The organism is Clostridium sp. CM028, from assembly GCF_030585565.1.
Taxonomy (GTDB): Bacteria; Bacillota; Clostridia; order Clostridiales; family Clostridiaceae; genus Clostridium_AD; species Clostridium_AD estertheticum_B.
Map to the genome: position 1 here is coordinate 2,775,550 of NZ_CP077766.1, position 26,168 is coordinate 2,801,717.

Here is a 26,168-nt window from a genome sequence, read left to right on the forward strand (position 1 = left end):
AAAATTGATGTGAATATTAAACATAAAAAGAAAGTGCCCTATATTGAGCAAATGCAACAAACCGAATGCGGCGTATGTTGTACCGCAATGCTTTTAAGATATTATAAAAGTAATGAGTCTTTATCTGATTTGAGAAAGCATCTTGAGGCTGGAAGAGATGGTCTTAAAATTTCCCAAATAAAAGATTATTTTAGAAATAGAGGATTTGAAACTCATATTTATAAAGCAAGTATAAGCAATTTAAGTAAACTCCCTATTCCTGCTATAATATTTTGGAATAATGAACACTTTGTTGTTTTGGAGAAAATTACTGAATCTTATTTTATAATAGTGGATCCAGCTTTGGGAAGAAGGAAAATTGATACATTAAATTTTAAAAAAGAATACTCTAATATAATTTTAAGTATAAATCCTACTGAAGTATTTGCGCCTAAATTAGAGAAAAAGAAAATATGGAAGCCGATATTAAAAAATTTAGCCGAAAATAAAGTATTGTTTTTTAAAGTAATTATGTTTTCTCTAGTAACCTATTTTATAAATATATCAATTCCTATAATGGTTCAATATCTTATAGATGAAATTACACTCAAAAATAATCCGGAATTATTACATAAATATATTTTAATGTTTTTAGGAATAATTGCTGTATATGGAGTGGTTACTTTAATACGTGGAAATAATCTTATAGATTTACAAATAAAATTTGATAGATATTTAAACAAAACTACTATAAAAAAGATGTTTAAGTTACCATATAAATATTTTGAAGTTAGATCTAAGGGTGATTTATTATTTAGGTTAAATAGCTTACATGTAATTAGAGATATTATGTCAGAGCAAGTACTTCAAGGAATATTAAATATAGGAACAATTGCATTTATATTAGTATATATGTCTCAAAAGTCAATACAACTTACTTTAGTTTCAATAGGGTTATTTCTAGTAACAAGTATTTTGCTTTTTTGTATTAGACCTATTATAATGCAAGCAAATCAATATGAAATAGTTGAAAGTACAAAGCTTCAATCAGTACAAGTAGAAGCAGTTTATTCTATTTTAGGAATAAAAACTACTGGTATTGAAGATTACGTATATAAAAATTGGAATGACAAATATGAAAAATCAGTAGAAAAATACAGTTATAGAGATAGAGTATTAAATATATATAACACAGTAAATTCTTTAACTCAAACTATAAATCCTTTTATTATATTGATCTTTGGTATATATGGATATTTAAACGGAAATTTAAGTCTAGGTGGAGTTATTGCATTTTATTCATTATCTACTACATTCTTTGTATCAGGCGTATCTTTATTTCAATCATGGAATAACTTTCTTTTAGCTACATCTTATTTAGAGAGAATAAGTGATATTACAGATGCTGATATAGAATATAATCCAGAAAATCCAAAGAAATTAGATATTGAAGGATCCATAAAATTAGATAGTATTTCCTTTTCTTATACCACTGGATCGGATCCTGTAATAGAAGATTTAAGTCTTGATATAAAGAGTGGACAAAAGGTTGCAATTGTAGGTGCTTCTGGTTCTGGTAAAAGTACATTAAGCAAAATTCTTTTAGGTCTTTATGAGCCTTCAAAGGGTGATATATATTATGATGGTATAAATTTTAAAGATTTAAATAAACAAGAAATAAGAAGACAATTAGGTATTGTTCCACAGGATATATCTTTATTTAATAAATCTATATATGAAAATATAAAGATGAATAGAGAAAATATAACTATGGATGATGTAAAGCATGCAGCTAAAATAGCTCAAATATCAGATGAAATAGGAGCTATGCCTATGGGATACCTTACATTAGTATCTGATATGGGACTTAATCTTTCAGGTGGTCAAAGACAAAGAATAGCATTAGCTAGAGCAATTTTAAGCAATCCAAAAGTTATAATTTTAGATGAAGCGACTAGTGCTTTAGACTCTATAAATGAAATAAAAGTATCTAATTATTTTAGAGATATTGGTTGTACACGTATAGTAATAGCTCATCGATTATCAACTATTATTGATTCTGATGTTATATATGTTATGGATAAGGGAAGAATCGTTGAATCAGGTAATCATAAAGAATTAATACGTTTAAATGGGTCATATGCCAGTTTATACAGAGCTAAAGAAGAAAAATTAGTGGTTTAACGCTCTAATAAGATAAAGATTATTTTTTAATCTTTATCTTATTAGAGCTTTGAGAAGGTTAGTTTTATATCAAGAAATTTAATTTTGGCTCTTAGAAAAGTGTTAGGATGAATCCATAAGGGTATAAGGTCAGTATGTTTAAAAAGCAAATGAAAGGGACTCAAATTGATTAATAAAGTTTCTAAATAGCATTCACAGGAGTGCAGGTGATATTAAATAAATGTTTTGTGTTGAACTAGTATAATAGAATATAATCTTTTATGTCACATATTAAGAAGTACTAGGGTTACGGTGCTTCTTTATATTTGTAAGCGTATATATGGAAAATGATAAATATTCTGGAATTTGAATAAAAATATTTTATATCAAAGTATAGAAAAAATTTGTGTTGAACATGATATTGATGTTTTAATTTTATGTGAGTATGAGAAAATTGATGTTGATTATATGATAAGAAGATTAAAAGAAAATGATTTAAATTATAAAGTAGGAAATAATTTGGATATTGGGAGAATTATTATTTTGCATAAAGTTGGATATAACCTAAAAAGTATTAAGGATGATAAATATTATTCTGATTGTAAGATAAATGAAAATGGGATAGATATATTATTGTTTGGAGTTCATTTGCCAAGTAAACTATATAGCAAGGGACAAGATCAGTATTCTGTTGCAGTTAAGTGCAACAGAGAAATTGAAAAGAAAGAAGAAGAATTTGGAATAAATAATGCTATTGTCATAGGAGATTTTAATATGAATCCGTTTGAGGATGGGATGGTATCAGCTGATGGATTTCATGGAGTTATGAGTCAAGAGGTGGCGTTGAAAGGTAATAGAACAGTTTATGGAGAAAAGAAAAAGCTTTTTTATAATCCGATGTGGCATTATATGGGTAATGTAGTTGTTAATGTAATGGGTACATATTATTATAATAACAGTGGAGTAATATCATATTAGAGCGGAAAATGATTACCCAATAGGTATAGTGTAATTATTTAAAAGATAAAAAATCAATGGATGATATTTTGAAATTGGATTATGAATGTAATAATAAAGAAGAATTTATTGAAGCTTTAAGAAATGTGCTTCAATCAGAAGTATACCATCAAAGAATAGTAAATCCTTTAGGAGTGTAGTGATTCTTATGGGTGCAATAGTAGGAAGTTTAATGATTTATAAAAGGCAAAAGTCCATTGATATGTTACTTGGATTAGGCTTATTTATCGAATCTTATCTTATTTCAAAATTAAAACAAGGTATTTATGAGAATGGATTTTGGGCATATGGCAATGCTTGTATGGCATGGAGTCAATTGAAAAAAGTAGAGATTTACAATAAAACACATGAAGTGCAAATTCTATATTACAATAATGTTGGCTCCAACGAGTTAGCTTTTAAAAAGAAAAGTCTTAGTGCGATTTTGCATATTCTAAGAGAACATTTAGATGTTGAAATAATTAAGGTTATTAATAAAATATAAAGCTAAGGAGCATTATATTAGGTAAATTAATTATAAGTTAAGACATATCATTGGATGTGGGTTTTAATATATTAAATGTATATTGATATTCTGAATTTAACATAAGTGTAATTGAGTTATTAAGATGTTTCAAAAATAACTGTATACATATTTATATTTGAAACGTCATAATAACAGGACCACTAACGGTGCATATATTCTAAGACATGGGAATGATAATATGTTTACAATTTCACCTACCCCTAAAATATGTTTTATAATGGTATGGTATAAATAAATTATTGGGTACAAATAACTAGTTAATTTAGGAGTGATATTTAATTTACTAGACCTGATGATTTTAGGAGTAAGAAAAGTAGTAAGAAAGAAAAAATGAACATTATGATATATCAGTTTTATTAAAAATGACCACGTGACAAAAAAGAAAAGGCATGTTAAAATAATATTAGTCCGAAAACGGACTAATACTATTTGAGGTGAACACATGGAGCAAAAAGCAATTGAAAAACAGTTTTTTAAATTTGTAATCCCGTCCATGCTGACTATGTTGCTGAACGGTCTTTATACCATCGTAGACGGATTATTTGTCGGTCACGCAGTTGGTGATATAGGTCTTGCGGGGATTGGTCTTGTTTGGCCAATTACTGCTTTACTGCTTGCATTGGGTATGGGAATTGGAGTAGGCGGCTCTGTCCTTATGTCCACTTACAGGGGGGCGAATGACAACCAAAGGGCTAATGAGGCAAGAGCGAATACTTTTTTTGCGTTACTTGCTGTAAGTGTAGTCGTTACTGATTTTCTCGTAATTTTTAGTCCCACCCTTGTCAGAGCTATTGGAGCAACCGGAAAGATTTATGACGCCGCGATTTCATATATCCGTATCATTGCCATCGGTGGCAGTATGCAAATCATAGCTTCCGGTTTAATACCACTTATACGAAACAGCCACAAAACCATGCAGGCAATGATTATTATGGGAGGTGGCTTAATTGTAAATATCGTATTGGACGCCTGCTTTACCATGGTGATCCCTATGGGACTTGCGGGAGCTGCCCTTGCAACGGTTTTGGCTCAAGCAATTACAGTTGTTTGCAGTATCATTTGCTTGTGGAAGCAAAAAGAAAACAAAATCGAGCGCTCTCAATTTAAATTGAACAAAAAGATGATTGGACGAATGATGCAAATAGGCATTTCGCCCTTTGGATTATCACTCATGCCATCGCTCATTACCATATTTAATAACTGGCAGTGCCTTGCCTATGGCGGAGATTTAGCAGTTTCAGCGTATGCGGTTATCAACTACTTAATTGCTTCAGTCCTTTTGTTATTAGAGGGAATCGGAGAAGGCATGCAACCACTAATCAGCTATTGCAATGGATCGAAAAACTACAAAGCTATGAAAAAGATACGTAACAAAGGGTTTTTAGCGGTTGTCACATTCAGTGGTTTGTTTCTCTTGTTTTCAATCCCAGCACGAACACTGCTACCACAATTTTTTGCCACATCGGAAGAAACTGCAAGAATCATTGATTCGGCACTGCCAATCATCTGCGTTGCTTTTCCGATGATGGGCATTGGAAAGCTGTTTAGTTCCTATTTTTATGCCTGCGAAGAAACACTCTTCTCCACCTTGCTTGTTTACTTAGACCCTATTCTTTTCACACCATTGTGCGTTTTTACATTACCACATATTTGGGGGATTAAAGGGGTATGGATGGCACTTCCGGGGGCGCAGCTATTAACCATGATCCTATTGACTATTTTACTTATTGCCCATACAATGAAATTTAGAAGCAGGGAGGCGATTTTGTATGAGCAACGAAATTAAAGATCAGGTAAAAAGTTATTATGATTATTGGTTCGGGATCAGTGCATTCTATGAAAAATGGGCGAAGTCACACGGGCTTACATCAAATGCGCTTTTTGCGCTTTATACCATCCGTGAGTATCCAAATCAATGCACACAGCGGTTTATTTGCGAAAAGCTCCTGTTTCCCAAGCAAACAGTGAGTACCATTTTGGAAACCTTTGAGAAAAAAGGATATATCCGAAAAAAAGTCGCAGATGAGGATAAGCGAAACAAGTATATCTTGCTCACGGATGAAGGACGACAATATGCTGATGAGATTCTTTCGCACTTGTTTCATTTTGAGGAACGTGCATTACTAAAGATGGATTCTAATGAAAGAACAGCCATGATTAAAAACAGCCATGCTTTCTTAAAACAATTATTACAAGCGTTAGAAGTGGATTCAGAATAAAATGAGAAAAAAACATGTAAGATGTTACTCATTTCTTCTACCGAACAAAATCTGAATAGTTCGAAACAAATATGATCAGAATGTACCAAACCAGAAGAACAACCTACTAGTAGAATTGCTTATAAGAATTGAGAGTATTATTAACCAATATTTTTCAATTTGGTGCTTAAATCATTTGATCCAAATGTTAAAATAGCAATACTAAAACAAATGCGAGTAATTCTAATATTGATCCCGAATTGTTGAAGGGCGTTATTAACTTTCCGGGATCCATAACACTTTAGATTTCATTATTTTTTTTACCCCTTTATAAACCCAATAAACTGATATTATACCTATAATATAGCGAATATTCATGGAGAAGACTATTATAGGGCTTAATTTCGATGATAATAACAAAAGTATTATCAAACCCATAGCACTACATCCGAATATAAAATTAGCAAGATTAGAAAAATGTTTTTTTGAAAGTTCAAAAGCATTTTTACCTATATAATTTATCGATATAGAAAATATTGCAACTGCAATTAAACCGTTTAATAACATAGATAATGTGTAGTCATAAGTAACATTAAAATCAGGACTTCCTTTTGCCAACTTAGGCAAGTATATGAAAATAAAATCTACAGTGAAAATCATACAAAATCCTTCAATTGTAAGTCCTAAATACTTTTTAATTGTTTTTAGAACATGGGTTTTAGGATTTACAGCAGATATTATATTATCAGCGAATTTTTTATAATCCTCACCCAACATGCTTTTTACAGTATTACCTTCCTCTTGCCAATCTAAAAACATTCTCAATATATCACTAATAATTTCTTCTTGTTCTTCGTCACTTAAATTACTTACCCTCAAATAACAAACTATATCTGTAAATATTCTATCATTTTCTTCTGTTAGACTCTTGCTCAGCTTGAGGTTTTCTTTGATATCACTCTCTACATTACTCATATTTTTCCTCCTCATAATTTTTAAATATATTATATTTCACTTTGATGCTATTACACATCTATAAATGGTAAAATATACATGTTTTATGGTGATTGTGGTATAATTAAATAAATTATTTGTGCCAAATTTGTAGGAACGAATGAAGTTTGAGAAACTGGGTTTCTTATTTGAAGGACGATTATTGATGCAAATTTATAAATTGTGTATAATTTGTTCTTAAAAATAAATGATTATGTCAACATAGCAAAACATGATAAATTAATATATTTTATATAGTTCATAGGAGTATGAGGACTTCTTGAATCATAACATATAAATAAGAGGGGATGAGTTTATGGGATTAATTACTTTAGATAAGGTTGAAAGGCTTGAAAAAAAATTAGATGATATTGAAAAACATTTAGTCAGACTAGAGGTAAAGATTGACAATGCAAGTGAAGAAAATAGTTCAATTAAAAGCATTGGAACAAACATAGTTGAAATGAAAAATCAAATATGGAAATTAAAAATATAAATACATTATAATTAAAATTAGATTGTAATTGAATCAAGGTAGAAATTTAAGCTAATGTATAAGTGAAAGCTATGGATTTAAAATAGATGGAAGGTTAAGAGAACATTATTGGATTAATGAAAGTAAGTATGACCAATGTGTTTATTCTATTTTAAAATCTGAATTGTAATATATTATGGTGAATTTATAACCTAAACAATAATATATTTAGCAATTGCATTAGATAGCTCTTCATATGTATTATATTTGTACAAGTAGTAGTGTAGACAGATATTTATTAAAGTATAGTATCATGTAAAATAATGTTATTATATTTATAATAGCATTTTTAAAATGTAAAAAAAGATGAAGGAGTGATAATAGTGAGAGTAGAAGGATTAGAGAGGATATGTCCACTTTGTGGACAAGACAATAATTGTCAACATGGTCAAGGTGGATGTTGGTGTGATACAGTTAAAGTTCCTAAGTACATTTTAGATTTGATTCCTAATGATAAAAAGGGTAAAGCTTGTGTATGTAAGTCTTGTTTAGAAAAACACCAGAAATAAATGAAATTAGTGAATATATTAAACAGCGTTAATTTTAAATTTAGTTCACATTCTTCTTATATATCTTCGAAAGTACCCCCATGTCGTTAGATGTTGGGGTTAACATATTAAGTGTATATTAATAAACTGAAAGTAACACAATATCAATTGTGTTACTTTCAGTTTGGTCAAAATGTTTGTATAGTAATACTAAAACAAATGTCAATAATTCTAATGATTAAGAGCATCATCTCCAATTACAAATTTTCCTAATCTCTTAAATGGATATATAATAAACTGTGCTTTTCCTTTTATATCTTTACCATCTATGTACGGATTTTCCCATCTTCGGGCATCAAATGAATTAGCTCTATTATCTCCAAAAAACAAATATTTGTTTTCTGGAATTTTAAATTTTTTATCTAAATCCTCCATATATACTACATATGGCTCTTCAATTTTGCTTCCATTAATAAAAACTTGCCCCTTATTTTTTATAATAACTTCATCTCCTGGAAGTCCTATAAGTCTTTTTATTAATGGTATTTTTAATTCCTCAGAATCAAAAACTATTAAATCACCTCTTTTTAGGTTATCTTTATTATAAACTCTTGTAACGGTAATTTTATCGCCTATCTTTATAGTCGGATACATTGATTCCGAGGGAACTGTAATATTAAAAAATAGGAATTTATATATTAGAATTGCCAAGATTATTGCTACAAGTATGGGGAATAACCACTCTTTGATAAAATATTTTAAAAATTTCAATTATTTAACCTCCTCGTGAAAATTAAAATGCGATAGTTGGACTGAAAATAGTCATAAAAATACATATTAAAATCCATACCTGAATCAACAACTTCAAAAATTTTTCTGCAACCCAAGAAAGACAAGATAAACACCAACAACTGCGTTGATTTGAATTATAAAAAAGTTTTTGATATATTCTTTGTTTCGTTCCATCTGGAGGTTCAACTTCTACATCTATGAATTTAAACATTTCTTTTAAGAGTTTATCTTCTTTTATCATATAATTCATCTCCTGATATTTTGAGAAATTCTTTTTTAAAACTATTTTTTGATCTTTGTAATATGCCATCGATAGACTTTGGAGATTTGCATAAACAATTTGCAATTTCATTTACACTATGATCATCCATATATTTGAGAATAAGGACATACTTATAAATAGGTTTCAAATTATTTAAGGTTTCTAGAATTATTTTTCTAGTTTCCAAATTTATAATCATAAATTCAATATCTTGGTTATCCTTTACATAATCGAGTTCTTCTGCGTAAGCAAAATCTTCTTTTCTAATGTTAGTTCTATAATAATTTAATATTTTATTTTTTGCTATTCCACATAGCCAAGTTTTATGGGAACTTGTACCTTTATAGTTAATGAGTCCTTTCATTGCACTGATAAAGGTCTCCTGAACTATGTCTTCGGTGGCTTCTTTGTTTGCTGCTAATCTTAAAAATACAAAAGAATAGACAGAATTAAAATTTGTTTCATATATTTTCTTGAAATTTTCTTTATTCATATTTAAAATATTTTTTATCATCTATTTCCACCTAACCATCTGTAGTACTAAAGTATAATTACTCTTAATTTACCATATTTTCAAAGGCTTTCATATCTTTAGTAACACAACAAGAAGAAATCCCCTGAAAAAATTTAAAATATAATAAAAAATATTAAGATTTCTTCAGAATGATTTATACATTAAATAAACTCACTTTTTTCTCCTGTATAATAAATAGCAAGCTGATGTAGTGCTCTCGTACAGGCTACATATAAAAGATTCCTATCAAACTCACTGTTATAATTGTCCTTTGAAACATTGAACACAAGTACTACATCAAATTCTAGACCTTTTGATATATAAGAAGGAATAGCAAGGGTACCCTTTATACTGTCAGTACTTTCTGTATTTAACAATTTAATGTTAGTTAAATTGGATAGCTTTTTTTGAACCAATAGGGTTTCTTTCTCCGTTTTGCAAATAACTGCAATAGACTCATAACCACGACTTTCATAGTTATGAATATCTTGGATTATAGTCTCATAAAGCAACTCTTCATTGTCTTTAAATATAATTTGCGGCTCCGATGCATGTCTCTCAAAGGGAACAAACTCCTGTTTGCTATTTAATATTTTCTGAGTAAATTCATTAATCTCGATAGAAGACCTAAAACTTTTATTCATAGAAAGCTTTATGCTCTTTTTCTTGTGTAGAATTTTCTCTATATCATCATATATAGATTTATCACCACGTTTTTCGAGAGTTTGGTTAAAGTCACCGAGTACTGTAAACTTAGCGCTAGGTAGCAGAAGATTAAAGACTTCGTATTGAAGTGGATAATAATCTTGGGCTTCATCAATAACAACCTGCCGTATATCTGAAAACGCGCGACTACCGTTAAGCCTTAGTTTGATATATAAAAGGGGAGCACAGTCCTCGTAATTAATATAGCCTTTATGGAGACTTTCTATGGTTTCTGATACCATTTGGTTAATGTTTTTTGGTAATTCTAACCCTTGCGAAAGTTTTAAAAGAAGTCCGGATTTATTAAATAGTAATTTATACAAATCCGAATAATCAACCTCAGTAAATTTATGAATATGATTCATTAATACTTTAGCTTCTTTAATTGCCATTAATCTGCTAAAAGATTTTAGTTCTAATTCATGTCCTATGCCGTTTTGAACAATCCCCTGAATTTTTTCAAGTCTTGCTTTTCTTAAAGGATGAATTTTGCTAAGCATCATACTTTCAATTCTTTTAAGTTTTTTTGATATTGGCATATTCATTTTACCGTTTAAGAAAAGATTATTTAGCTGCTGTTTTGTTTCAATAATTTTTCCATCATAATATAAGTCTTCAAAATGCGCTAATTTATGCTCATAATAATGTATTAATCTATCCAAAATAGTTACAAATGTTTTCGAACCTTTAAATTTAGTGTTCTCCATTTTTATATTTAAATTTTGTTGATTATCATTAATAATCAAAGTTTCAAGTTGCTGCTTTCTACTTTCAAATATAAATCTATTATCTAAAAAATCAACTACAATATCGTCAAAAGTAGTTTCCTCTACGTTTTCCTCGCCTAGTTCTGGTAGAACTCCAGAAATATATTTACTGAAAACAGAACTAGGAGAAATTATAATAATATTATTGGAATATAGCTTTGATCCCATACCAACATAAAGCAAATATGCAATTCTATGTAGTGCTATAGATGTTTTACCGCTTCCAGCTACGCCTTGTACAATCAAAAGCTCATTTTCAGTATCTCTAATAATTACATCTTGTTCCTTTTGAATGGTTTCAACAATATTTTTCATATTTGAAGAAGAATTGTGACTTAACACTTCTTGTAGGATATCATCATTAATTGTTATGCTACTATCAAAAAAATACTTAAGCTCAGAATTCTCAATTTTAAACTGCCTCTTCATAAAAATATCACCCGAAATTATTCCAAAGGGCGCATTATATGATCCTTTACCAAGTTCACACTGATAAAACATACTTGAAATAGGGGAGCGCCAATCGTATATTAAAATTGAACTTGTATCATTATCTATTAAATTATAAAGACCGATATAAATCTGATCTGTATCATTATAAGCATCTTCCTTAAAATCAAACCTTCCAAAATAAGGTGAGTTTAAAATCCGTGTATATTTTTTTATTCGTTCCACCGATTTTTCATAATTATAATTTTGACTATCAACTTCAGAGAGTTGTTGGAGCATTTCTGGAATCCTATCAAGATCATTTGAAGAGTGAACAGATTCTTGCCACATATCTCTTCTTGAAGCAATAAGATCTCTTTTTCTAAAATTTATCTCATATTCGTCTTTACCTAATTCTTTTTCGAGGAAGTTAACTGTACTTTCAAGATATACAAGTTCCTCTTGTTTATTTAGCTCATAATCATTCATTTTCTCACGCTCCCATGTTTTTATAAAAATCATTGACATTCACGTTCATTATGTGATATAATAAGATGAAATATATAGTGGGTTTATTATCACATAATCATATCCACATTTAATTATAGCTAAAAATCCTGTTTAAGTAAAGCTTATGCGTGGTTTTTTTTATTTTAGTACAGTTTTTAATATTAAACCTGTAAAAGAAATTAATAATAACAATTTAATAACAGAGATATAGAGGGCAATTAGATGCCTTCTTTTTTTATTACTATACTAACCATATAAACTTTTTGTTATATGGTTTTTTAGTATTGACATATACAGTCAAGCTGTATATCATATAACTATATAGTTAGACTTTATAACGAAGGAGTTAGAGAATTAAATGAAAAAAAATAAAAATTTACCACTTACAGAAACAGTTTATTACATTCTTTTATCTCTACTTGAACCAGCACATGGATATTTAATTATGCAAAAAGCTGAAGAATTAAGCGACGGGAATGTAAGAATAGCGGCAGGGACTTTATACGGAGCCATTGAAAATTTGCTGAAATTAAAGTTTATTCAACCTGTTGAAAGTGATGACAACAGGCGTAAAGTTTATCTTATCACAGACGAAGGAAAGAAAGTATTACTTCTTGATTTTGAAAGAATGAAACATATGATTGAGATTACTCAAAATAATTTGAAATAGAGAGAGGTGTCAATATGAAAAAAATTAGGTGCTATGTCAGCTTCGATAAAGAAGAAAAATGGTTAAATGAAATGGCAAACCGAGGTTGGGAATTGGATGAAAAACATACAAAATATGAATTTCGTAAAACTTCACCTAACAATACTATTATAAAAATAGATTATCGCAATTTTAAGTCAAAGGACGATTTTCAAAATTATATTATCCTTTTTAAGGACTGCGGGTGGGAACATATTGCGGGTACAAAAACATCTGGAAAACAATACTTCAAAAAAATAGATGAAAGTGCTGGTGATGATATTTTTTCTGATCTCTCTTCTAAAGCAGAGAGATACAAGAAATTATCAAATATGTGGCTATCATTGGTAGTATCTTATATTCCAATATCGATAGTGTTCGTTATGACAAAAACTATTGATATTGCTGCAGTATTGAATCCGAAATTATTGTACTATACGCCTGGATTATGGCAAAGGACAGGAGCGTCCTTTTGGGGGTCATTCTTATTTGAAACACCTTTCGCAATGATGAGGGGGTATTTTTGGTTGATTTTTCCTTGTTTAATTATTCTATATACTATTTTCGCAGTAAAGGCACAAATGTATTATAAAAAAACAAATCTTAAAAATCGAATATAAGAATGATTGGGGAATATGATAAGTAGGGTATAATTATCATAAGTTGTGATAGATTGTAATCTATCACGACTTATCTATTCAAGGAATTAAAATTAGTTAAGAAAATACAAAATTTAAAGCGTTTGCTTTGCTGATGTAACTGTTATCTCTAACACCCTATTTAAAAAAGAGAACTTTTCTTTCATCATATCAAAATCTGAACCTAACTCAAGGTATTTTGCAGTACCTTCAATCGCGAAGCCTGTTACTTGGTAATCTTTATAACCCAGGACGTCTTTACTAATAATGAAGTATCATATGTGAAGATTATCTTGTTATTTAGGAGGTAGAGCGTATTGCAATTTTCAATAGGAGTAGAGTATGCATTGCATTGTTTATTATATATGGTAGATATTCCATCAGGAAAGGCTGTTGGAATTAAAGATTTAGCGGCATTTCAAGGAGTTTCAGAAAGTTATTTATCAAAAGTATATACAAAATTAAGGAAATCAGGGATTGTGAAGTCAATTCCAGGTGTTAATGGGGGATATGAGTTAGCACGTATTCCAGAAAGCATAACCTTTTGGAATATAGTTGAAGCAGAAGACCAGATGAGACAGTTTTTGAATAATAAGACTTTAGGGTGGCTACATGAACAAGTTAGTAATAAGATCCTTGAAGAGCATGGAAAAGCAACGATTGAATGGTTCAATAATAGTAAATCACGATAAATTAAGATGCTTAAGATATTTGGTAATTAATGTAGACTTTAAAAAATCATTGAGACCACTTATCTTAGTTTGTTTGAATTCTGGAAAGTATAAAAGAGAATAAGTTGACTAGCTCACAGCGCCCATGGATATCTGATTTGTTGTTGGGTGTAGTAAGGAAAAAGCAACATAACTCATTTAGAGTTATGTTGCTTTACATAAATACTTCTTTCTGTTAGAACTTAAGACATTGACCGTGACCTACAGCCGCAAACTTTGGATTTAATTCGGATAAAGCCTGCTGAACCTTTGCTCTTTGTTCTGTGCTTGGTATCTGCTCTAATGTGATATTATCTACTTCTTTCTGCCAGTTTCCATATATTACTTCACCATTAAATTTTCCCATACCGAATATTAAATCACCGCTGAAGAATATTCCACGCTTGTTCTCCATAAGAAGAAGACCTTCCCATAGATGCATTTCTGAAGGGTAACTAATGAATTGAAGTTCATAGTCACTGCTAATCAATTTCTCACCAGGATTTTTAATTATTGCTTCATCTGTAATCCCGAATCCAATTAGCTGCCTTGCTGTGATTCTTGAACAAATTGTCTTTGCCTCAGGAAAATTCTTTAACAGTAAAGATAAGCCACCGCATTCGTCTGATTCAAAATGTGAAACAAAAACATATTTTAATTTTTTGTCGCCTAGAATTTCTTTTAATTGTGGTATTAGGGTTTCTGCTTGTTCTATGCTACCAGTATGAACTAAAATTGGTTCATCGGTTAACAAAATATATTGATGAAATGAAAGGTTAATAGGCGAAACATAACTGCTGAATTGGTATAAATCACTATAAATCATAGACATAGTATTATCTCCTTTTATGTATTTAAATTGGTATATCCTGAATAGGTTAAATCATCTCCTGCGGAGCTGAAATGTCGTTAAAAATAATTAATAGAGCAATTCTTTGGACTCTCTGATGTAAGCCATAGTCTACGCCAAGCAATAATAAAAGTCTATATTACTCCTATTGAGAAGAACCACACCATAAATAACATAGACCTTTTGTGTGGTATATTACTCAAAAATAAATACTTCTTCAATTCTTTTATTAAACACTTTTGATATTTTATAGGCAAGCATAATGGAAGTGTTATACTAAAGATCTAAACAAATCTAATTTTAAATAATTTAGATTTTTAACGTCTCCATTGTTTTGTCGATAAAATTTAATAGTGCCGTTTTTTCATCTTTTGGTAACCATTCAGTAAGTCGCGCTGCAGCAACAGGAAGTTCCCATTGTTCAATTTGTTCAATCTTAACTCCTGTTAGTTTTAGGTAATGGCTTATATATTCTAAATAAAACTTATTTCTAATAAAATTAATAATTTGTTTTTCAGGAAATGTTTTATTGGGAACAACACCAAACTTAAACATTATTGATGTCCTCGCAATATCGGTTAATGGATTCCCTTGAGTTGCAGTCATCCAATCGATGACTATTTCTCCGTCTTTTGTTATAAGTATATTATCTGGGTGGAAATCTCCATGACATAATATGTTATCATCTTTAAGTTTGTCAATATATTTATACAATCTCATTTTTATATCATCCGTTAATAACGCTGTATTTGATATATTATCCTTGAGCCTTGTTTTATAAGTAGATAGCTTAAAATTAACCTTTTGCTGAATTGATTTATGCAATTCTGCTAACCGTTGTGCTTCTTTTTTTACTTTCCAGGGGTTAGATGCTACTACTTTCATCATAGTTATTCCATTAATTCGCTCATATACGATACCACTTCTATTATCAACTTCTATAAGTTCATAAACTTTAGGTGTTGAATTCAATTGGTTATAAATGCCAATGCTAACTTCATATTCATTTTGGATCGCCGTTTTAGGTAAATCGATTCTAAAAAGTTTTAAAATTTTATCTTGTCCCCACTCGAATACTTCAGCTGTTCTTCCTTCTCCGATTAATTTTCCCTTTTCCATATATCTTCCCCCATTCGCTAAGTTGCCCTACTATACAATTACGCAACAATTTCAAGTCAATTATACCATTATGTACCATAATATATATCCGTTTTATTTGTTGGCGTGAGCTGTATAGGGGATGCCGATGTAACTCTTAATACAAAAAAAATGCCTGTAGGTTAAGAACATTTTGTTTCAATCATTAGTATTTGGATTTGCAAACTAAATAACTGATAAATTGTATTATAAGTGCACTACCCATAATTACCATGATTGCTGAATGAGAATCCATTTTAATTTTTTGTGTCTTAATTAAAATTTCAAATATAACCATAAAAACAAACAGCTTATCAAAACTCATGCTTTTAGATTTATCACTAACAAATTTTTTTCTTTCATCTTCATATCGTTCATTTGTGTTGCCTTTTGTCTTCCATAATAGATAAATAAGATAAATAAAAGATAGGCCGCCTAATAAAAATCCTGACCAATAGCCATTCTTTTTTGTTACAAGGTCAAAAATACCCATTCCTATAAAAAGAACTGACCATACTCCAGCACCTATAATTAGTGAATCACCTTGCTTCTGATTTTTCATTATTTTATTCCTCCTCAAAAATAAATACTTCCTCAATTTTTTTATTAAACACTTTTGATATTTTATAAGCAAGCATAATGGACGGGTTATACTTACCCTTTTCTAAAGATATTATTGTCTGCCTTGAAGTTTCTAATAACTTTGCTAAATCCTCTTGTGTTAAATTGCTTCCTTCTCTTAAACTCTTTATAAGATTTTTCATTCAAACACCTCTTTCACGTAAAGGTAACTTTACAATTTATTATACATCAACGAATTTCAAATATAAAGTTGCCTTTACAAATTTTTTAAATTTAACAAATTTTTGTATTTATAAATATAGTCAAAAAAATGAAAGTAACGTAATGGCTATTATTTGTGAATGAAAAAACATTTTGACGTACGTAAAAATGTACAGTACTATATAGATATATTTAACGACATTTCAGAAGGGAAGGCTCCCACTTCTATAAGTAGGAGTTGATTACCCTAACAAATAAAAAACTTCAGTGGGAGTATGAATATCCTTCTGAAGTCGTTAATGTAGCTTTTACGAAGCTGTTGCAGCTCCGCAGGAGATGATTTAACGACATTTCAGAAGGGAAGGCTCCCACTTCTATAAGTGGGAGTCCCTATATAGATATCAAGTAAAAAGGTGCTATAATAACGTTTTTTTACTAATAAACAATTAAAATGGAGGAAAAAACATGGAATTATTTTTATATTATATTTTGGCGATTAACTTATACGGTATTTTTGCCATGTATTCAGACAAGAGAAAGTCGCAAAAGGGGAAATGGAGAACTCCAGAGAACACCCTTTTCACTATAGCTTCTGCTTTTGGGGCTTTGGGTATTTTTATAGGAATGCGTTTATTTAGGCATAAAACTAAGCATAACAAGTTTGTAATAGGAATACCATTGATCCTTGTAGTTCAATTGTTTGTATTTTTCAAATACATTTATAAAATGATATAATTCTTATAATTTTGCCTTGAAATGTTAGCGCTTTGAGGGTATAATAAAGGGAAATTATAGGAATGAATAAGGACCATAAGAAGGCAATATGATTATTTCAAGATTGTGGATAACTATTCTGTAAAATTAAATAAATTATTATAAAAACTGTATTTGTTAGTATAATACGGTTTAAAAGCATATACTATAAAAAGTTATCCTCTTTTAGTGGATAACTTTGTTTAAATTGTGGATAGATTGTAAATTATCTGGAAATAGTAAGCTTGAAATTTCTTCTGTTATGGATATTAAGTATATTATAATGATAGAAAACATTAAAGAGCACTACTTACGTTACGGTCTGATATTCACATTTTTACAAAAATTTACATGGTTCTATAAGTTTCATAATTTTGTCTTGAAATTTTACTATTTTGAGGTTATAATAGGTGACGTGCTACTTATATAATATAAAAAGTAGGCAATAACTTATAAAGAAACTTTGAATTTAAAAAGAAATTAAATGATAAATCAAATAAAACATTATGTTATAAGAGTTTGACAAGTAAAGTTCAAATTTGTGGATAACTAGTGTATAAAATTGAATAAATTTTCACGAGACTGTATTTATTATCAAAATATAGTTTATTTAGCGTGCTAATAAACAAAGTTATCCCCCTTTAGGGGATAACTTTGTCTGAATTGTGGATAAGATTTTTAATTGCTTGAAAACAATTCACAATACAAACTTTCTTTTCTATCTGATTTAAGTCTAAATTTTTCTCTAATCTGAGTTACGTTCTCCTCAGAGATATCCGCTATAACTAAACCTTCATCCATATATAAGTTGCTTATTACGTTGCCTAGTGGATCTACAATCATGGAGTCACCACTGTAGGTTAATCCATTTCCTTCACCTATTCGGTTTATACCTGCTATATAACACTGATTTTCTATGGCCCTTGCTTTGAGTAAGGTAATCCAGTGATCACGTCGATCTACAGGCCAGTTAGCTGCAATGGTTATTAAGGTAGCAGTCTTAGATGCTATCTGAAATATTTCTGGAAAACGTAAATCGTAGCAGATGAAAGGGACGATAGTAAAGTTAAAAGCTTTGAAGTAGTTGATTTTATTTCCACTTTGGTAAAATTCAGTTTCGCATCCAAAGGAAAAAGGATGAATTTTAGTGTAAGTCACAAGAGTCTTGTCTTGGGGCACGTCTCGATGCATTACTCGTGGCACGCCTCCATGTACTACCGGAGGCGCCACTACAGAGTATTTGTTTTTACTATTTGTTCTTCCTTCTACATACCCAAAGCCTATGAAAATATTAAATTTAGAACTCATTTCCTTGAAAAATTCTACGGTTTCATTATTATCTTCTCCTATTAAAGAAGTGTTCACAGAAAAGCCTGTTAAAGTCATTTCAGGGAAAAAAATAATATCCACATTTTCAGTAGTTGCATGCTTTATAAATTGTATTGCGGTTTCTTTATTCTTAGTTTTATCTTCCCAAACAATATCCAATTGAGCTAGTGCTAATTTCATAGTATCGACTCCTTATTAATAATATCTTCATATAATACATATTATATCAGAGTAAGAATAAAATGCGGAAGCATTGAATTTCTCCTGCGTGTTTTGCAGTTGAACTGAAAACAGTATATAAATTGTAACGAAAAGGTGGTTACTTTATGTTAAATAATTTAAAACAACTTGTATGTAGAGTTATAGATGATGATATTACTGCATTGGCAGCTCAACTGGCTTATGATTTATTGTTGTCTTTTTTTCCTTTTTTATTGCTACTAATTAGCATGTTAAGTTATAGTAATCTAGAAAGTAAAGATGTGCTGATATATCTACATCAAATAATGCCCAAGAGTGCTTTTGATTTAATTTACACTACAGTTATAGAGGTGCTGGATTCGAGAAATGTGAATTTACTATCCATAAGTATAATAGGTATAATGTGGTCAGGATCTAGTGGTTTTAGAGCTATTATAAAGGGATTAAATAAAGCCTATGATGAGGAAGAGACAAGACCTTTTTGGAAAACCTTAGCTATATCTATATTATTTATGCTAGGGCTTGTAGTAGCTATTATTGTGGGAGTAGCCCTAGTAGTTTTTGGACAAATGATAGGTGGGGTTATTGCGACGCGTTTAAATTTATCTAGTAAGTTTATATTAGATTGGGATATTATAAGATACCTAGTATCTTTAGGTGGGATGTCAGTTACATTTGCAGCATTATATCATTATACTCCTTGTAGAAGGTTAACATGGATAGAGGTAATACCTGGAGCTATTGTTAGTACTTTAGGGTGGTTAATATCTTCATTAGGTTTTGCGTATTATGTTAATAATTTTAACAACTATTCTGGTCTGTATGGTGGAATAGGAGCAGTAATAGTGCTTATGCTTTGGCTTTATATAATTTCCATAATAATACTACTAGGGGGAGAGGTTAATGCGTTGTTAGCCTTTGAGCGAGAAGGCAAACAAAAACCTAGGTGTAAAAAGTATTAACGACATTTCAGGTCCATAGGAGATAATTAGCTCCATGGGAGATAATGAATAGCTCCATGGGAGATAAGTAGCTCCATAGGAGATAATTTAACTAGAGTTATTATGTGAAATTGGCTAGTATTTAATGATATAATGATATAATGGATAGCATATAAGATCTAAAAAATAGCTTTGAATTGTGAAATTTCAAGTTTCATAAAATATTAACACTTATTTAAAGGTATTATGGTATACTTAATACTGCAGTGAAACTGAAAAAAAGTGTATTAAATTGTAATTAATACATTTTTTGATAACATTAGAAAAAACAATCATATTTTATTATATATAAAATAAAGAGGTGCATTATATGAAAACTCTAGGAAAATGGAAAAAACCAATATTAATACTAAGTGATGCAGTGCTAATAAACTTAGCATATATATTAGCTATCTTTTTCAGATATAATTATAAAAATTTCAAGTTCTATTCAAGTGACTTTAAAGAAATAGCGTTAATTGTGACAGTTATCTACATAGCTTGCTTTTTTGTCTTTAAGCTTTATGAAAGCCTTTGGACTTATGCAAGTATAGATGAATTTATGATGGTTATAGGTGCGTGTCTTACTGGGAACATTGCTACTACAATTTTCATTAGAATTATTGGACATAATTATGCCTATGGGGTAAGCATAGTATCTTGCGCTTTTAGCATTATTTTTATAGTTGGACTTAGGATGTCCTTTAGAATCTTTGATAGATTCGGAAACATTGTAAATTGTAATGTTAGTAAAGGTGCTCGAAAGAGAGTAATGATAGTTGGTGCTGGAGCAGCTGCAGCTATGGTTATAAAAGAAATGAAGAGCAGTAACCAAAGTAAATATGTACCGATAGCTGTAATTGATGATGAAGATTACAAAAAAGGAAACACTATTATGGGAGTGAAGGTTCTTGGAAGTAGAGAAGGCATACCTACTATAGCAAAAGATAAGGATATAGAAACCATACTTATAGCTATTCCTACCATAAAAGATGAAGATAAAAAACAAATACTCGAAATATGCAAAAAAACAAGCTGCAAGATAGAAATTATTCCAGGAATGTATGACATAATAGACGGGAAAGTTTCCTTAAGTCAAATTAGAAAAGTAGAGATTGAGGACTTACTGGGTCGTAAAGCAGTAGATCTTGATATGGAAGGCATTGCAAGTTTCATTCGCGATAAAACCATACTAGTAACAGGCGGCGGTGGATCTATTGGTTCTGAATTATGTCGTCAAATTATAAAATTTGAACCTAAGAAATTAATTATCTTTGATATATATGAAAATAATGCTTATGATCTTCAAATGGAACTTCAATATAAATATCCGAAATTAGATTTAATAGTATTAATAGGATCTGTTAGGGATAAACAAAGACTTGAGAATGTATTTGAAAAGTATTTACCCAATATAGTTTTCCATGCAGCGGCACATAAGCATGTTCCACTAATGGAAGAAAGCCCTATGGAAGCTATAAAAAACAATGTGTTTGGAACATTTAATATGGCAGAGTGCGCGAATAAATTTAATGTAGAAAAATTCGTGATGATATCCACAGATAAAGCGGTAAACCCAACCAATGTCATGGGTGCTACTAAGAGAATGTGTGAAATGATTATACAATCTATGGACAAAATAAGTAAAACACACTTTGTGGCAGTTAGATTTGGAAATGTATTAGGAAGTAACGGGTCCGTTATACCCCTATTTAAAAACCAAATAGCTCATGGTGGTCCAGTTACACTTACTAATAAATATATAACTAGGTTCTTTATGACAATACCCGAAGCAGCACAATTGGTACTTCAATCGGGAGCATACGCAAAAGGCGGAGAAATTTTTGTGCTTGATATGGGGCAACCTGTTAAGATATATGATTTAGCGTGGGATTTAATAAGGCTTTCAGGATTTGAGCCAAACAAAGACATTAAAATAGAAATTACGGGTCTTAGGCCGGGAGAAAAGCTTTATGAAGAACTATTAATGAGTGAAGAGGGACTTATTAATACTAAACATGAAAAGATTTTTATTGGTAAACCAACGTTTAGTGATTTGGATGTTATGAAAGATAGATTGGGAGAGCTTAATGCTATTATCGAGAAAGATGATGTAACATTATTACTCTCAAAAATAGAAGAAATAGTTCCGACATATAATAGAAGTACTGCGGAAATTGAAGACACCAGTGTAGAAGAGTAATAAAAAAGTAGAGTAATTTTAAAAAAACAGGGGGCATAATATGGAGAGATTTCTGGATGTTATAATTAGTATACTTATAATAGTGTTGTTATCGCCGCTATTTTTAATTATAGGAATAATCATAAAGCTTAATTCAAAAGGGCCAATATTTTTTACCCAGATGAGAATAGGCAAAAATAATGAATTATTCAAATTGTATAAGTTTAGGACAATGAAAATTGGAACTCCTAATGTAGCAACTGATAAACTTGATAATTCAAAAAGTTATATAACGTGCATTGGTAAAATCCTAAGAAAAACTAGTATTGATGAGCTTCCACAATTAATTAATACACTTATTGGGGATATGACTTTTGTGGGACCAAGACCTGCTTTATATAATCAGCTTGAGCTTAAGGAAATGAGAACAAAGGCAGGAGTTCATAAACTACTTCCAGGAGTTACTGGATGGGCTCAAATTAATGGACGAGATGAGAATGATGATTCTGAAAAAACAGCACATGACGTATATTATTTAAACAATAAATCATTATCACTTAATGTGAAAATATTATTTAAAACGGTATCCAAAGTTTTAAAAGCAGAGGGTGTCCGCGATGATGGGCAAAAAAAAAGTAGAGCTTAAGACTATTAGCGATACTGGTAAGCTGAGACATATGAAGCTTTCTGCTAAGAAGGAGATGATGTTGAGATGAAAAAAATACTTATAACAGGATCTAATAGCTATATTGGTACATCCATTGAGAAATACCTAGAGAAATATTCTGATGAATATTCTACAGACACATTGGATATGAAGGACGATTCATGGAAAGAAAAAGATTTTACGCAGTATGATGTAATCTTTCACGTTGCGGGTATAGCGCACGTCTCATCAGACCCTAAAATGGAAGAGTTATATTATAAAGTCAATCGTGATCTTACCGTAGAGACTGCTAAGAAAGCAAAGAAAGCTGGCGTTAAGCAGTTTATTTTTATGAGTAGCATTATTGTTTATGGTGATAGTAGCAATGTTAACGGGGAAAGAATCATAGATAAAAACACTGCTCTAATTTCCAGTAATTTTTACGGAGACAGTAAAATCCAAGCAGAAAAAGGAATAAAACCTTTAGAGAGTGATGATTTTAAAATTGTTATTCTTAGACCACCTATGATTTATGGGAAAGGGTCTAAAGGGAATTACCCGAAATTAGCAAAACTTGCTCAGAAGCTGCCTGTTTTCCCTGACATTGACAATAAGCGAAGTATGCTTCATATAGATAATTTGTGTGAGTTTATTAGATTGATGATTGTAAATGAAGAGAGCGGACTATTCTTTCCACAAAATAGTGAGTACGTTAAGACTTCAGAGATGGTGAAGCTTATTGCAGAATCTCATGGCACGCGAATTAGGTTAACTAAAATATTCAACCCCTTATTACGTCTTATGGGTTTAAAAGTCCAAACATTTAGTAAGGTATTTGGCAGTTTGGTTTATGAGAAGAGCATGTCTGATTATAAAGAGGATTATAGAATTAGAGATTTGAAATCATCGATCATTGTAACAGAAACGGTTACCACAACAGAGGCAGTTGCTACAACAGGAACGGTTGATACAAAAAAATAAGTTGTGGAAAAATAGAAATACTAAAGAAGGGGGATAATGAGATGAAAAAACACATTTTAGTTATAGCGCAATATTTTTACCCTGAACAATTTCGTATAAATGATATTTGTACAGAATGGGTTAAAAGGGGATATAAAGTAACAGTTATAACTGGAATACCTAATTATCCCAAAGGTGAATATTATGAGGGGTATGGACTGTTTAAGAAGCGAAAAGAAATGTATAATGGTATTGAGATAATTAGGATACCACTAATACCTAGAGGGAAGAGCTCAGTAATGCTTGCTTTAAACTATTTGTCCTTTGTTGTATCCGGATTCTTTTGGAAGATGTTCACAAAAATAAAAGCTGATTATGTATTTATATTTGAGGTATCACCCATGACACAAGCTTTACCTGGTGTATGGTATGCTAAAAAAAGAAAGATACCATGTTACTTGTATGTTCAAGATCTTTGGCCTGAAAATGTTGAAATAATTACAGGTATAACTAACAAAAGGATAATTGGCGCTATAGGCAAGATGGTTGACCATATATATTCCGGCTGTACTCATATTTTCACCACATCAAATAGTTTTGTTAAATCAATACACAATCGTGGCGTTGCACTAGATAAGATAGAGTACTGGCCACAATATGCAGAAGATTTTTATGTGCCGCTTGAGAAAGAGTGCATTGAAGAAATTCCAAATGATGATGCATTTAATATAACTTTTGCCGGTAATATTGGTAATGCACAAGGGTTAGATATATTGCCCAAAGCTGCAACATTTATAAAAGAGAAAAATATAAATAAAAAAATCCGATTTAACATTATCGGAGATGGTCGATATAAAGAAGAATTAATGCAATTTGTACATAAAGGTGAGTTGGAAGACATGTTTAATTTTATTCCAAAACAACCTGGAACCCGGATTCCAAAGTTTATGGCAGCGAGTGACGTCGCTTTCTTGTGCTTAACAGGTAGCCCACTGTTTTCAATGACTATTCCGGCTAAACTACAGTCATACATGGCTTGTGGCATACCAATTATTGCATCAGCCGACGGTGAGACTGATAAAATAATCAAAGAATCAAATTCAGGTGTTTGTGGCCCAGCTGGAGATGCGCAGATACTCTCAGATATGATAATAGAGCTCGCTAATGAATCACCAGAACTTTTAACAAAGCTCGGGGCAAATGCAAGAAATTACTATGATAATAATTTTAACAAGCAAGAATTGTTAAATAGGATAGATAAATATTTTGTAAAAAATTTAGTAGTGGAACAATTAAACAATAATATTTAAATAACAATTAAAAAATAACTTGTTAAACTAGTAAATAATAACTAGCTTAACAAGTAAATAATAATTTGAAATTGGAGGAGATATACCATGTTTAAAGGTAAAACATTATTAATTACAGGAGGAACAGGTTCTTTTGGGAACGCTGTAATGAAAAGATTTCTTGATACAGATATAGCAGAAATTCGTATATTCTCAAGGGACGAAAAGAAACAAGATGATATGAGAAAATTATATAAAAATGATAAAATTAAATTCTACATAGGTGATGTACGGGACATAGCCTCTGTAAAAAATGCTATGCATGGAGTAGATTATATATTCCACGCAGCTGCTTTAAAACAAGTTCCATCTTGTGAGTTTTTTCCTCTTGAAGCGGTAAAAACTAATGTAATAGGAACAGATAATGTGCTTACAGCAGCAATTGAGTATGGAGTCAAAAAAGTAATATGTCTTTCCACTGACAAAGCAGCATATCCAATAAATGCTATGGGTATTTCAAAAGCTATGATGGAAAAAGTATTTGTGGCTAAAGCTAAAACAGTATCTCCGGATAGGACACTTATTTGTGGTACTAGATATGGAAATGTTATGGCATCAAGAGGATCAGTAATTCCACTATTTATTGAACAGATAAAGAATGGAGAGTGTTTAACTGTAACAGATCCTAATATGACTAGGTTCCTTATGAGCCTCGATGAGGCCGTGGAACTTGTAATATTTGCATTCAAAAATGCCAAGGCAGGCGACATAATGGTTCAAAAATCTGATTCATCAACAATACGAGATTTAGCACAAGCAGTGGGTGAATTATTCAATTCGAAAAATGAAGTTAAAATTATAGGTACTCGTCATGGAGAAAAGCTATATGAAACACTTCTTACAAAAGAAGAGTTTGTAGTTGCTCAGGACATGGGGGGATTTTTCAGAGTTCCAGCAGATAAAAGAGATCTTAACTACGATAAATATTTTGTTGAAGGCGATATAAAACTATCCACAGAGCAAGAATATAACTCTCAAAACACTGGAATTCTTAATGTAGAGCAGATAAAAGAAAAGTTACTTAAACTTGATTATATACAAGAAGAATTAAAAACCAATTCTTAAATTAGTGAAGTCCACAATA

Annotated in this window: 27 protein-coding genes and 1 pseudogene; 17 read left to right on the forward strand and 11 right to left on the reverse strand. The window is 30.6% G+C overall.

Annotated elements, in window-relative coordinates:
* Window positions 1-9 precede the first annotated feature (9 nt).
* The 5 genes from KTC94_RS13105 (at window position 10) to KTC94_RS13125 (ending at window position 5,904) form a co-directional block, all read left to right on the forward strand.
* Window positions 10-2,163, forward strand: coding sequence for a peptidase domain-containing ABC transporter (locus KTC94_RS13105; protein WP_220286338.1), 2,154 nt, complete (start codon window positions 10-12; stop codon window positions 2,161-2,163).
* A gap of 345 nt (window positions 2,164-2,508) precedes the next feature.
* Window positions 2,509-3,120 (forward strand): hypothetical protein, encoded by a 612-nt coding sequence (locus KTC94_RS13110; RefSeq protein ID WP_220319807.1) that lies wholly within the window; start codon window positions 2,509-2,511, stop codon window positions 3,118-3,120.
* A gap of 187 nt (window positions 3,121-3,307) precedes the next feature.
* Window positions 3,308-3,643, forward strand: coding sequence for a hypothetical protein (locus tag KTC94_RS13115; RefSeq protein ID WP_220319808.1), 336 nt, complete (start codon window positions 3,308-3,310; stop codon window positions 3,641-3,643).
* A gap of 484 nt (window positions 3,644-4,127) precedes the next feature.
* Window positions 4,128-5,471 carry an MATE family efflux transporter gene (locus tag KTC94_RS13120; RefSeq protein WP_220319809.1) on the forward strand — a complete coding sequence of 448 codons (1,344 nt, stop codon included), beginning with the start codon at window positions 4,128-4,130 and terminating at the stop codon, window positions 5,469-5,471.
* Window positions 5,455-5,904 carry a MarR family winged helix-turn-helix transcriptional regulator gene (locus tag KTC94_RS13125; RefSeq protein WP_216302441.1) on the forward strand — a complete coding sequence of 150 codons (450 nt, stop codon included), beginning with the start codon at window positions 5,455-5,457 and terminating at the stop codon, window positions 5,902-5,904. Before KTC94_RS13120 ends, KTC94_RS13125 begins: the two co-directional genes overlap by 17 nt.
* A gap of 255 nt (window positions 5,905-6,159) precedes the next feature.
* Here the strand turns inward: KTC94_RS13125 and KTC94_RS13130 are convergent, their stop codons facing one another.
* Window positions 6,160-6,858, reverse strand: coding sequence for a hypothetical protein (locus tag KTC94_RS13130; RefSeq protein ID WP_220319810.1), 699 nt, complete (start codon window positions 6,856-6,858; stop codon window positions 6,160-6,162).
* A gap of 334 nt (window positions 6,859-7,192) precedes the next feature.
* On the opposite strand from KTC94_RS13130, the gene KTC94_RS13135 reads away from it, so the two are divergent.
* A complete protein-coding gene (locus KTC94_RS13135) occupies window positions 7,193-7,372 on the forward strand; it encodes a hypothetical protein (RefSeq protein WP_220319811.1) in 180 nt (59 codons plus the stop codon).
* A 362-nt stretch (window positions 7,373-7,734) separates the two neighbouring features.
* Window positions 7,735-7,920, forward strand: coding sequence for a cysteine-rich CWC family protein (locus KTC94_RS13140; protein WP_165414431.1), 186 nt, complete (start codon window positions 7,735-7,737; stop codon window positions 7,918-7,920).
* A gap of 210 nt (window positions 7,921-8,130) precedes the next feature.
* On the opposite strand, the gene lepB is transcribed toward KTC94_RS13140, so the two are convergent.
* The 4 genes from lepB to KTC94_RS13160 form a co-directional block, all read right to left on the reverse strand.
* Window positions 8,131-8,670: a signal peptidase I gene (gene lepB / locus KTC94_RS13145; RefSeq protein ID WP_216302449.1), complete on the reverse strand. Its 540-nt coding sequence runs from the start codon at window positions 8,668-8,670 to the stop codon at window positions 8,131-8,133.
* A 22-nt stretch (window positions 8,671-8,692) separates the two neighbouring features.
* Window positions 8,693-8,932 (reverse strand): hypothetical protein, encoded by a 240-nt coding sequence (locus KTC94_RS13150; RefSeq protein ID WP_216302450.1) that lies wholly within the window; start codon window positions 8,930-8,932, stop codon window positions 8,693-8,695.
* Window positions 8,916-9,467: an RNA polymerase sigma factor gene (locus tag KTC94_RS13155; protein WP_220286344.1), complete on the reverse strand. Its 552-nt coding sequence runs from the start codon at window positions 9,465-9,467 to the stop codon at window positions 8,916-8,918. Before KTC94_RS13155 ends, KTC94_RS13150 begins: the two co-directional genes overlap by 17 nt.
* 161 nt (window positions 9,468-9,628) lie before the next feature.
* Window positions 9,629-11,857 (reverse strand): UvrD-helicase domain-containing protein, encoded by a 2,229-nt coding sequence (locus KTC94_RS13160; protein ID WP_220286345.1) that lies wholly within the window; start codon window positions 11,855-11,857, stop codon window positions 9,629-9,631.
* Window positions 11,858-12,236: 379 nt separating this feature from the next.
* Here KTC94_RS13160 and KTC94_RS13165 point away from each other — a divergent pair, with 379 nt between their 5' ends.
* Window positions 12,237-12,548 (forward strand): PadR family transcriptional regulator, encoded by a 312-nt coding sequence (locus KTC94_RS13165; RefSeq protein WP_216302453.1) that lies wholly within the window; start codon window positions 12,237-12,239, stop codon window positions 12,546-12,548.
* 14 nt (window positions 12,549-12,562) lie between these two features.
* Entirely contained in the window at window positions 12,563-13,186 is a 624-nt protein-coding gene (locus KTC94_RS13170; protein ID WP_220286346.1) for a DUF2812 domain-containing protein, read from the forward strand.
* 113 nt (window positions 13,187-13,299) lie between these two features.
* On the opposite strand, the pseudogene KTC94_RS13175 reads toward KTC94_RS13170, so the two are convergent.
* Window positions 13,300-13,467: pseudogene (locus tag KTC94_RS13175) on the reverse strand (FMN-binding protein); the annotation flags it as partial.
* Between the two features lie 54 nt (window positions 13,468-13,521).
* Here KTC94_RS13175 and KTC94_RS13180 point away from each other — a divergent pair.
* Entirely contained in the window at window positions 13,522-13,896 is a 375-nt protein-coding gene (locus KTC94_RS13180) for an Rrf2 family transcriptional regulator (protein ID WP_220286347.1), read from the forward strand.
* Window positions 13,897-14,110: 214 nt separating this feature from the next.
* Here the strand turns inward: KTC94_RS13180 and KTC94_RS13185 are convergent, their stop codons facing one another.
* The 4 genes from KTC94_RS13185 to KTC94_RS13200 form a co-directional block, all read right to left on the reverse strand.
* Entirely contained in the window at window positions 14,111-14,746 is a 636-nt protein-coding gene (locus KTC94_RS13185; RefSeq protein WP_216303912.1) for an MBL fold metallo-hydrolase, read from the reverse strand.
* A gap of 327 nt (window positions 14,747-15,073) precedes the next feature.
* A complete protein-coding gene (locus KTC94_RS13190; protein WP_220286348.1) occupies window positions 15,074-15,883 on the reverse strand; it encodes an aminoglycoside phosphotransferase family protein in 810 nt (269 codons plus the stop codon).
* A gap of 184 nt (window positions 15,884-16,067) precedes the next feature.
* On the reverse strand, window positions 16,068-16,463 hold the full coding sequence (locus KTC94_RS13195) for a DUF2178 domain-containing protein (protein WP_220286349.1): 396 nt from the start codon (window positions 16,461-16,463) through the stop codon (window positions 16,068-16,070).
* A 4-nt stretch (window positions 16,464-16,467) separates the two neighbouring features.
* Window positions 16,468-16,665, reverse strand: a complete 198-nt coding sequence (locus KTC94_RS13200) for a helix-turn-helix transcriptional regulator (protein ID WP_165413788.1) — start codon at window positions 16,663-16,665, stop codon at window positions 16,468-16,470.
* A 484-nt stretch (window positions 16,666-17,149) separates the two neighbouring features.
* On the opposite strand from KTC94_RS13200, the gene KTC94_RS13205 reads away from it, so the two are divergent.
* Window positions 17,150-17,419, forward strand: a complete 270-nt coding sequence (locus KTC94_RS13205; RefSeq protein WP_216303908.1) for a DUF1294 domain-containing protein — start codon at window positions 17,150-17,152, stop codon at window positions 17,417-17,419.
* Between the two features lie 696 nt (window positions 17,420-18,115).
* Here KTC94_RS13205 and KTC94_RS13210 read toward each other — a convergent pair.
* A complete protein-coding gene (locus tag KTC94_RS13210) occupies window positions 18,116-18,946 on the reverse strand; it encodes a nitrilase-related carbon-nitrogen hydrolase (RefSeq protein WP_220319812.1) in 831 nt (276 codons plus the stop codon).
* A 146-nt stretch (window positions 18,947-19,092) separates the two neighbouring features.
* Here KTC94_RS13210 and KTC94_RS13215 point away from each other — a divergent pair, with 146 nt between their 5' ends.
* From KTC94_RS13215 to KTC94_RS13240, 6 genes are all read left to right on the forward strand, one after another.
* Complete coding sequence (locus KTC94_RS13215; RefSeq protein ID WP_165413785.1) at window positions 19,093-19,929, forward strand: YihY/virulence factor BrkB family protein; 837 nt, start codon at window positions 19,093-19,095, stop codon at window positions 19,927-19,929.
* Between the two features lie 349 nt (window positions 19,930-20,278).
* Complete coding sequence (locus tag KTC94_RS13220; RefSeq protein ID WP_220319813.1) at window positions 20,279-22,150, forward strand: nucleoside-diphosphate sugar epimerase/dehydratase; 1,872 nt, start codon at window positions 20,279-20,281, stop codon at window positions 22,148-22,150.
* 40 nt (window positions 22,151-22,190) lie between these two features.
* Complete coding sequence (locus KTC94_RS13225; RefSeq protein WP_165413783.1) at window positions 22,191-22,775, forward strand: sugar transferase; 585 nt, start codon at window positions 22,191-22,193, stop codon at window positions 22,773-22,775.
* 66 nt (window positions 22,776-22,841) lie between these two features.
* Entirely contained in the window at window positions 22,842-23,756 is a 915-nt protein-coding gene (locus tag KTC94_RS13230; protein ID WP_220319814.1) for an NAD-dependent epimerase/dehydratase family protein, read from the forward strand.
* A gap of 41 nt (window positions 23,757-23,797) precedes the next feature.
* Window positions 23,798-25,045, forward strand: coding sequence for a glycosyltransferase family 4 protein (locus tag KTC94_RS13235; protein WP_220319815.1), 1,248 nt, complete (start codon window positions 23,798-23,800; stop codon window positions 25,043-25,045).
* An 87-nt stretch (window positions 25,046-25,132) separates the two neighbouring features.
* Window positions 25,133-26,149 carry a polysaccharide biosynthesis protein gene (locus KTC94_RS13240; protein WP_220319816.1) on the forward strand — a complete coding sequence of 339 codons (1,017 nt, stop codon included), beginning with the start codon at window positions 25,133-25,135 and terminating at the stop codon, window positions 26,147-26,149.
* Window positions 26,150-26,168: the final 19 nt, after the last annotated feature.

Coding starts and splice junctions, on each gene's coding strand:
- KTC94_RS13215 (WP_165413785.1), top strand. CDS start 19,093: ATGTTAAATAATTTAAAACAACTTGTATGTAGAGTTATAGATGATGAT.
- KTC94_RS13210 (WP_220319812.1), bottom strand. CDS start 18,946: ATGAAATTAGCACTAGCTCAATTGGATATTGTTTGGGAAGATAAAACT.
- KTC94_RS13125 (WP_216302441.1), top strand. CDS start 5,455: ATGAGCAACGAAATTAAAGATCAGGTAAAAAGTTATTATGATTATTGG.
- KTC94_RS13150 (WP_216302450.1), bottom strand. CDS start 8,932: ATGATAAAAGAAGATAAACTCTTAAAAGAAATGTTTAAATTCATAGAT.
- KTC94_RS13220 (WP_220319813.1), top strand. CDS start 20,279: ATGAAAACTCTAGGAAAATGGAAAAAACCAATATTAATACTAAGTGAT.
- KTC94_RS13160 (WP_220286345.1), bottom strand. CDS start 11,857: ATGAATGATTATGAGCTAAATAAACAAGAGGAACTTGTATATCTTGAA.
- KTC94_RS13165 (WP_216302453.1), top strand. CDS start 12,237: ATGAAAAAAAATAAAAATTTACCACTTACAGAAACAGTTTATTACATT.
- KTC94_RS13130 (WP_220319810.1), bottom strand. CDS start 6,858: ATGAGTAATGTAGAGAGTGATATCAAAGAAAACCTCAAGCTGAGCAAG.
- KTC94_RS13200 (WP_165413788.1), bottom strand. CDS start 16,665: ATGAAAAATCTTATAAAGAGTTTAAGAGAAGGAAGCAATTTAACACAA.
- KTC94_RS13235 (WP_220319815.1), top strand. CDS start 23,798: ATGAAAAAACACATTTTAGTTATAGCGCAATATTTTTACCCTGAACAA.
- KTC94_RS13190 (WP_220286348.1), bottom strand. CDS start 15,883: ATGGAAAAGGGAAAATTAATCGGAGAAGGAAGAACAGCTGAAGTATTC.
- KTC94_RS13240 (WP_220319816.1), top strand. CDS start 25,133: ATGTTTAAAGGTAAAACATTATTAATTACAGGAGGAACAGGTTCTTTT.
- KTC94_RS13225 (WP_165413783.1), top strand. CDS start 22,191: ATGGAGAGATTTCTGGATGTTATAATTAGTATACTTATAATAGTGTTG.
- KTC94_RS13205 (WP_216303908.1), top strand. CDS start 17,150: ATGGAATTATTTTTATATTATATTTTGGCGATTAACTTATACGGTATT.
- KTC94_RS13195 (WP_220286349.1), bottom strand. CDS start 16,463: ATGAAAAATCAGAAGCAAGGTGATTCACTAATTATAGGTGCTGGAGTA.
- KTC94_RS13170 (WP_220286346.1), top strand. CDS start 12,563: ATGAAAAAAATTAGGTGCTATGTCAGCTTCGATAAAGAAGAAAAATGG.
- KTC94_RS13230 (WP_220319814.1), top strand. CDS start 22,842: ATGAAAAAAATACTTATAACAGGATCTAATAGCTATATTGGTACATCC.
- KTC94_RS13155 (WP_220286344.1), bottom strand. CDS start 9,467: ATGATAAAAAATATTTTAAATATGAATAAAGAAAATTTCAAGAAAATA.
- KTC94_RS13185 (WP_216303912.1), bottom strand. CDS start 14,746: ATGTCTATGATTTATAGTGATTTATACCAATTCAGCAGTTATGTTTCG.
- KTC94_RS13120 (WP_220319809.1), top strand. CDS start 4,128: ATGGAGCAAAAAGCAATTGAAAAACAGTTTTTTAAATTTGTAATCCCG.
- KTC94_RS13115 (WP_220319808.1), top strand. CDS start 3,308: ATGGGTGCAATAGTAGGAAGTTTAATGATTTATAAAAGGCAAAAGTCC.
- KTC94_RS13135 (WP_220319811.1), top strand. CDS start 7,193: ATGGGATTAATTACTTTAGATAAGGTTGAAAGGCTTGAAAAAAAATTA.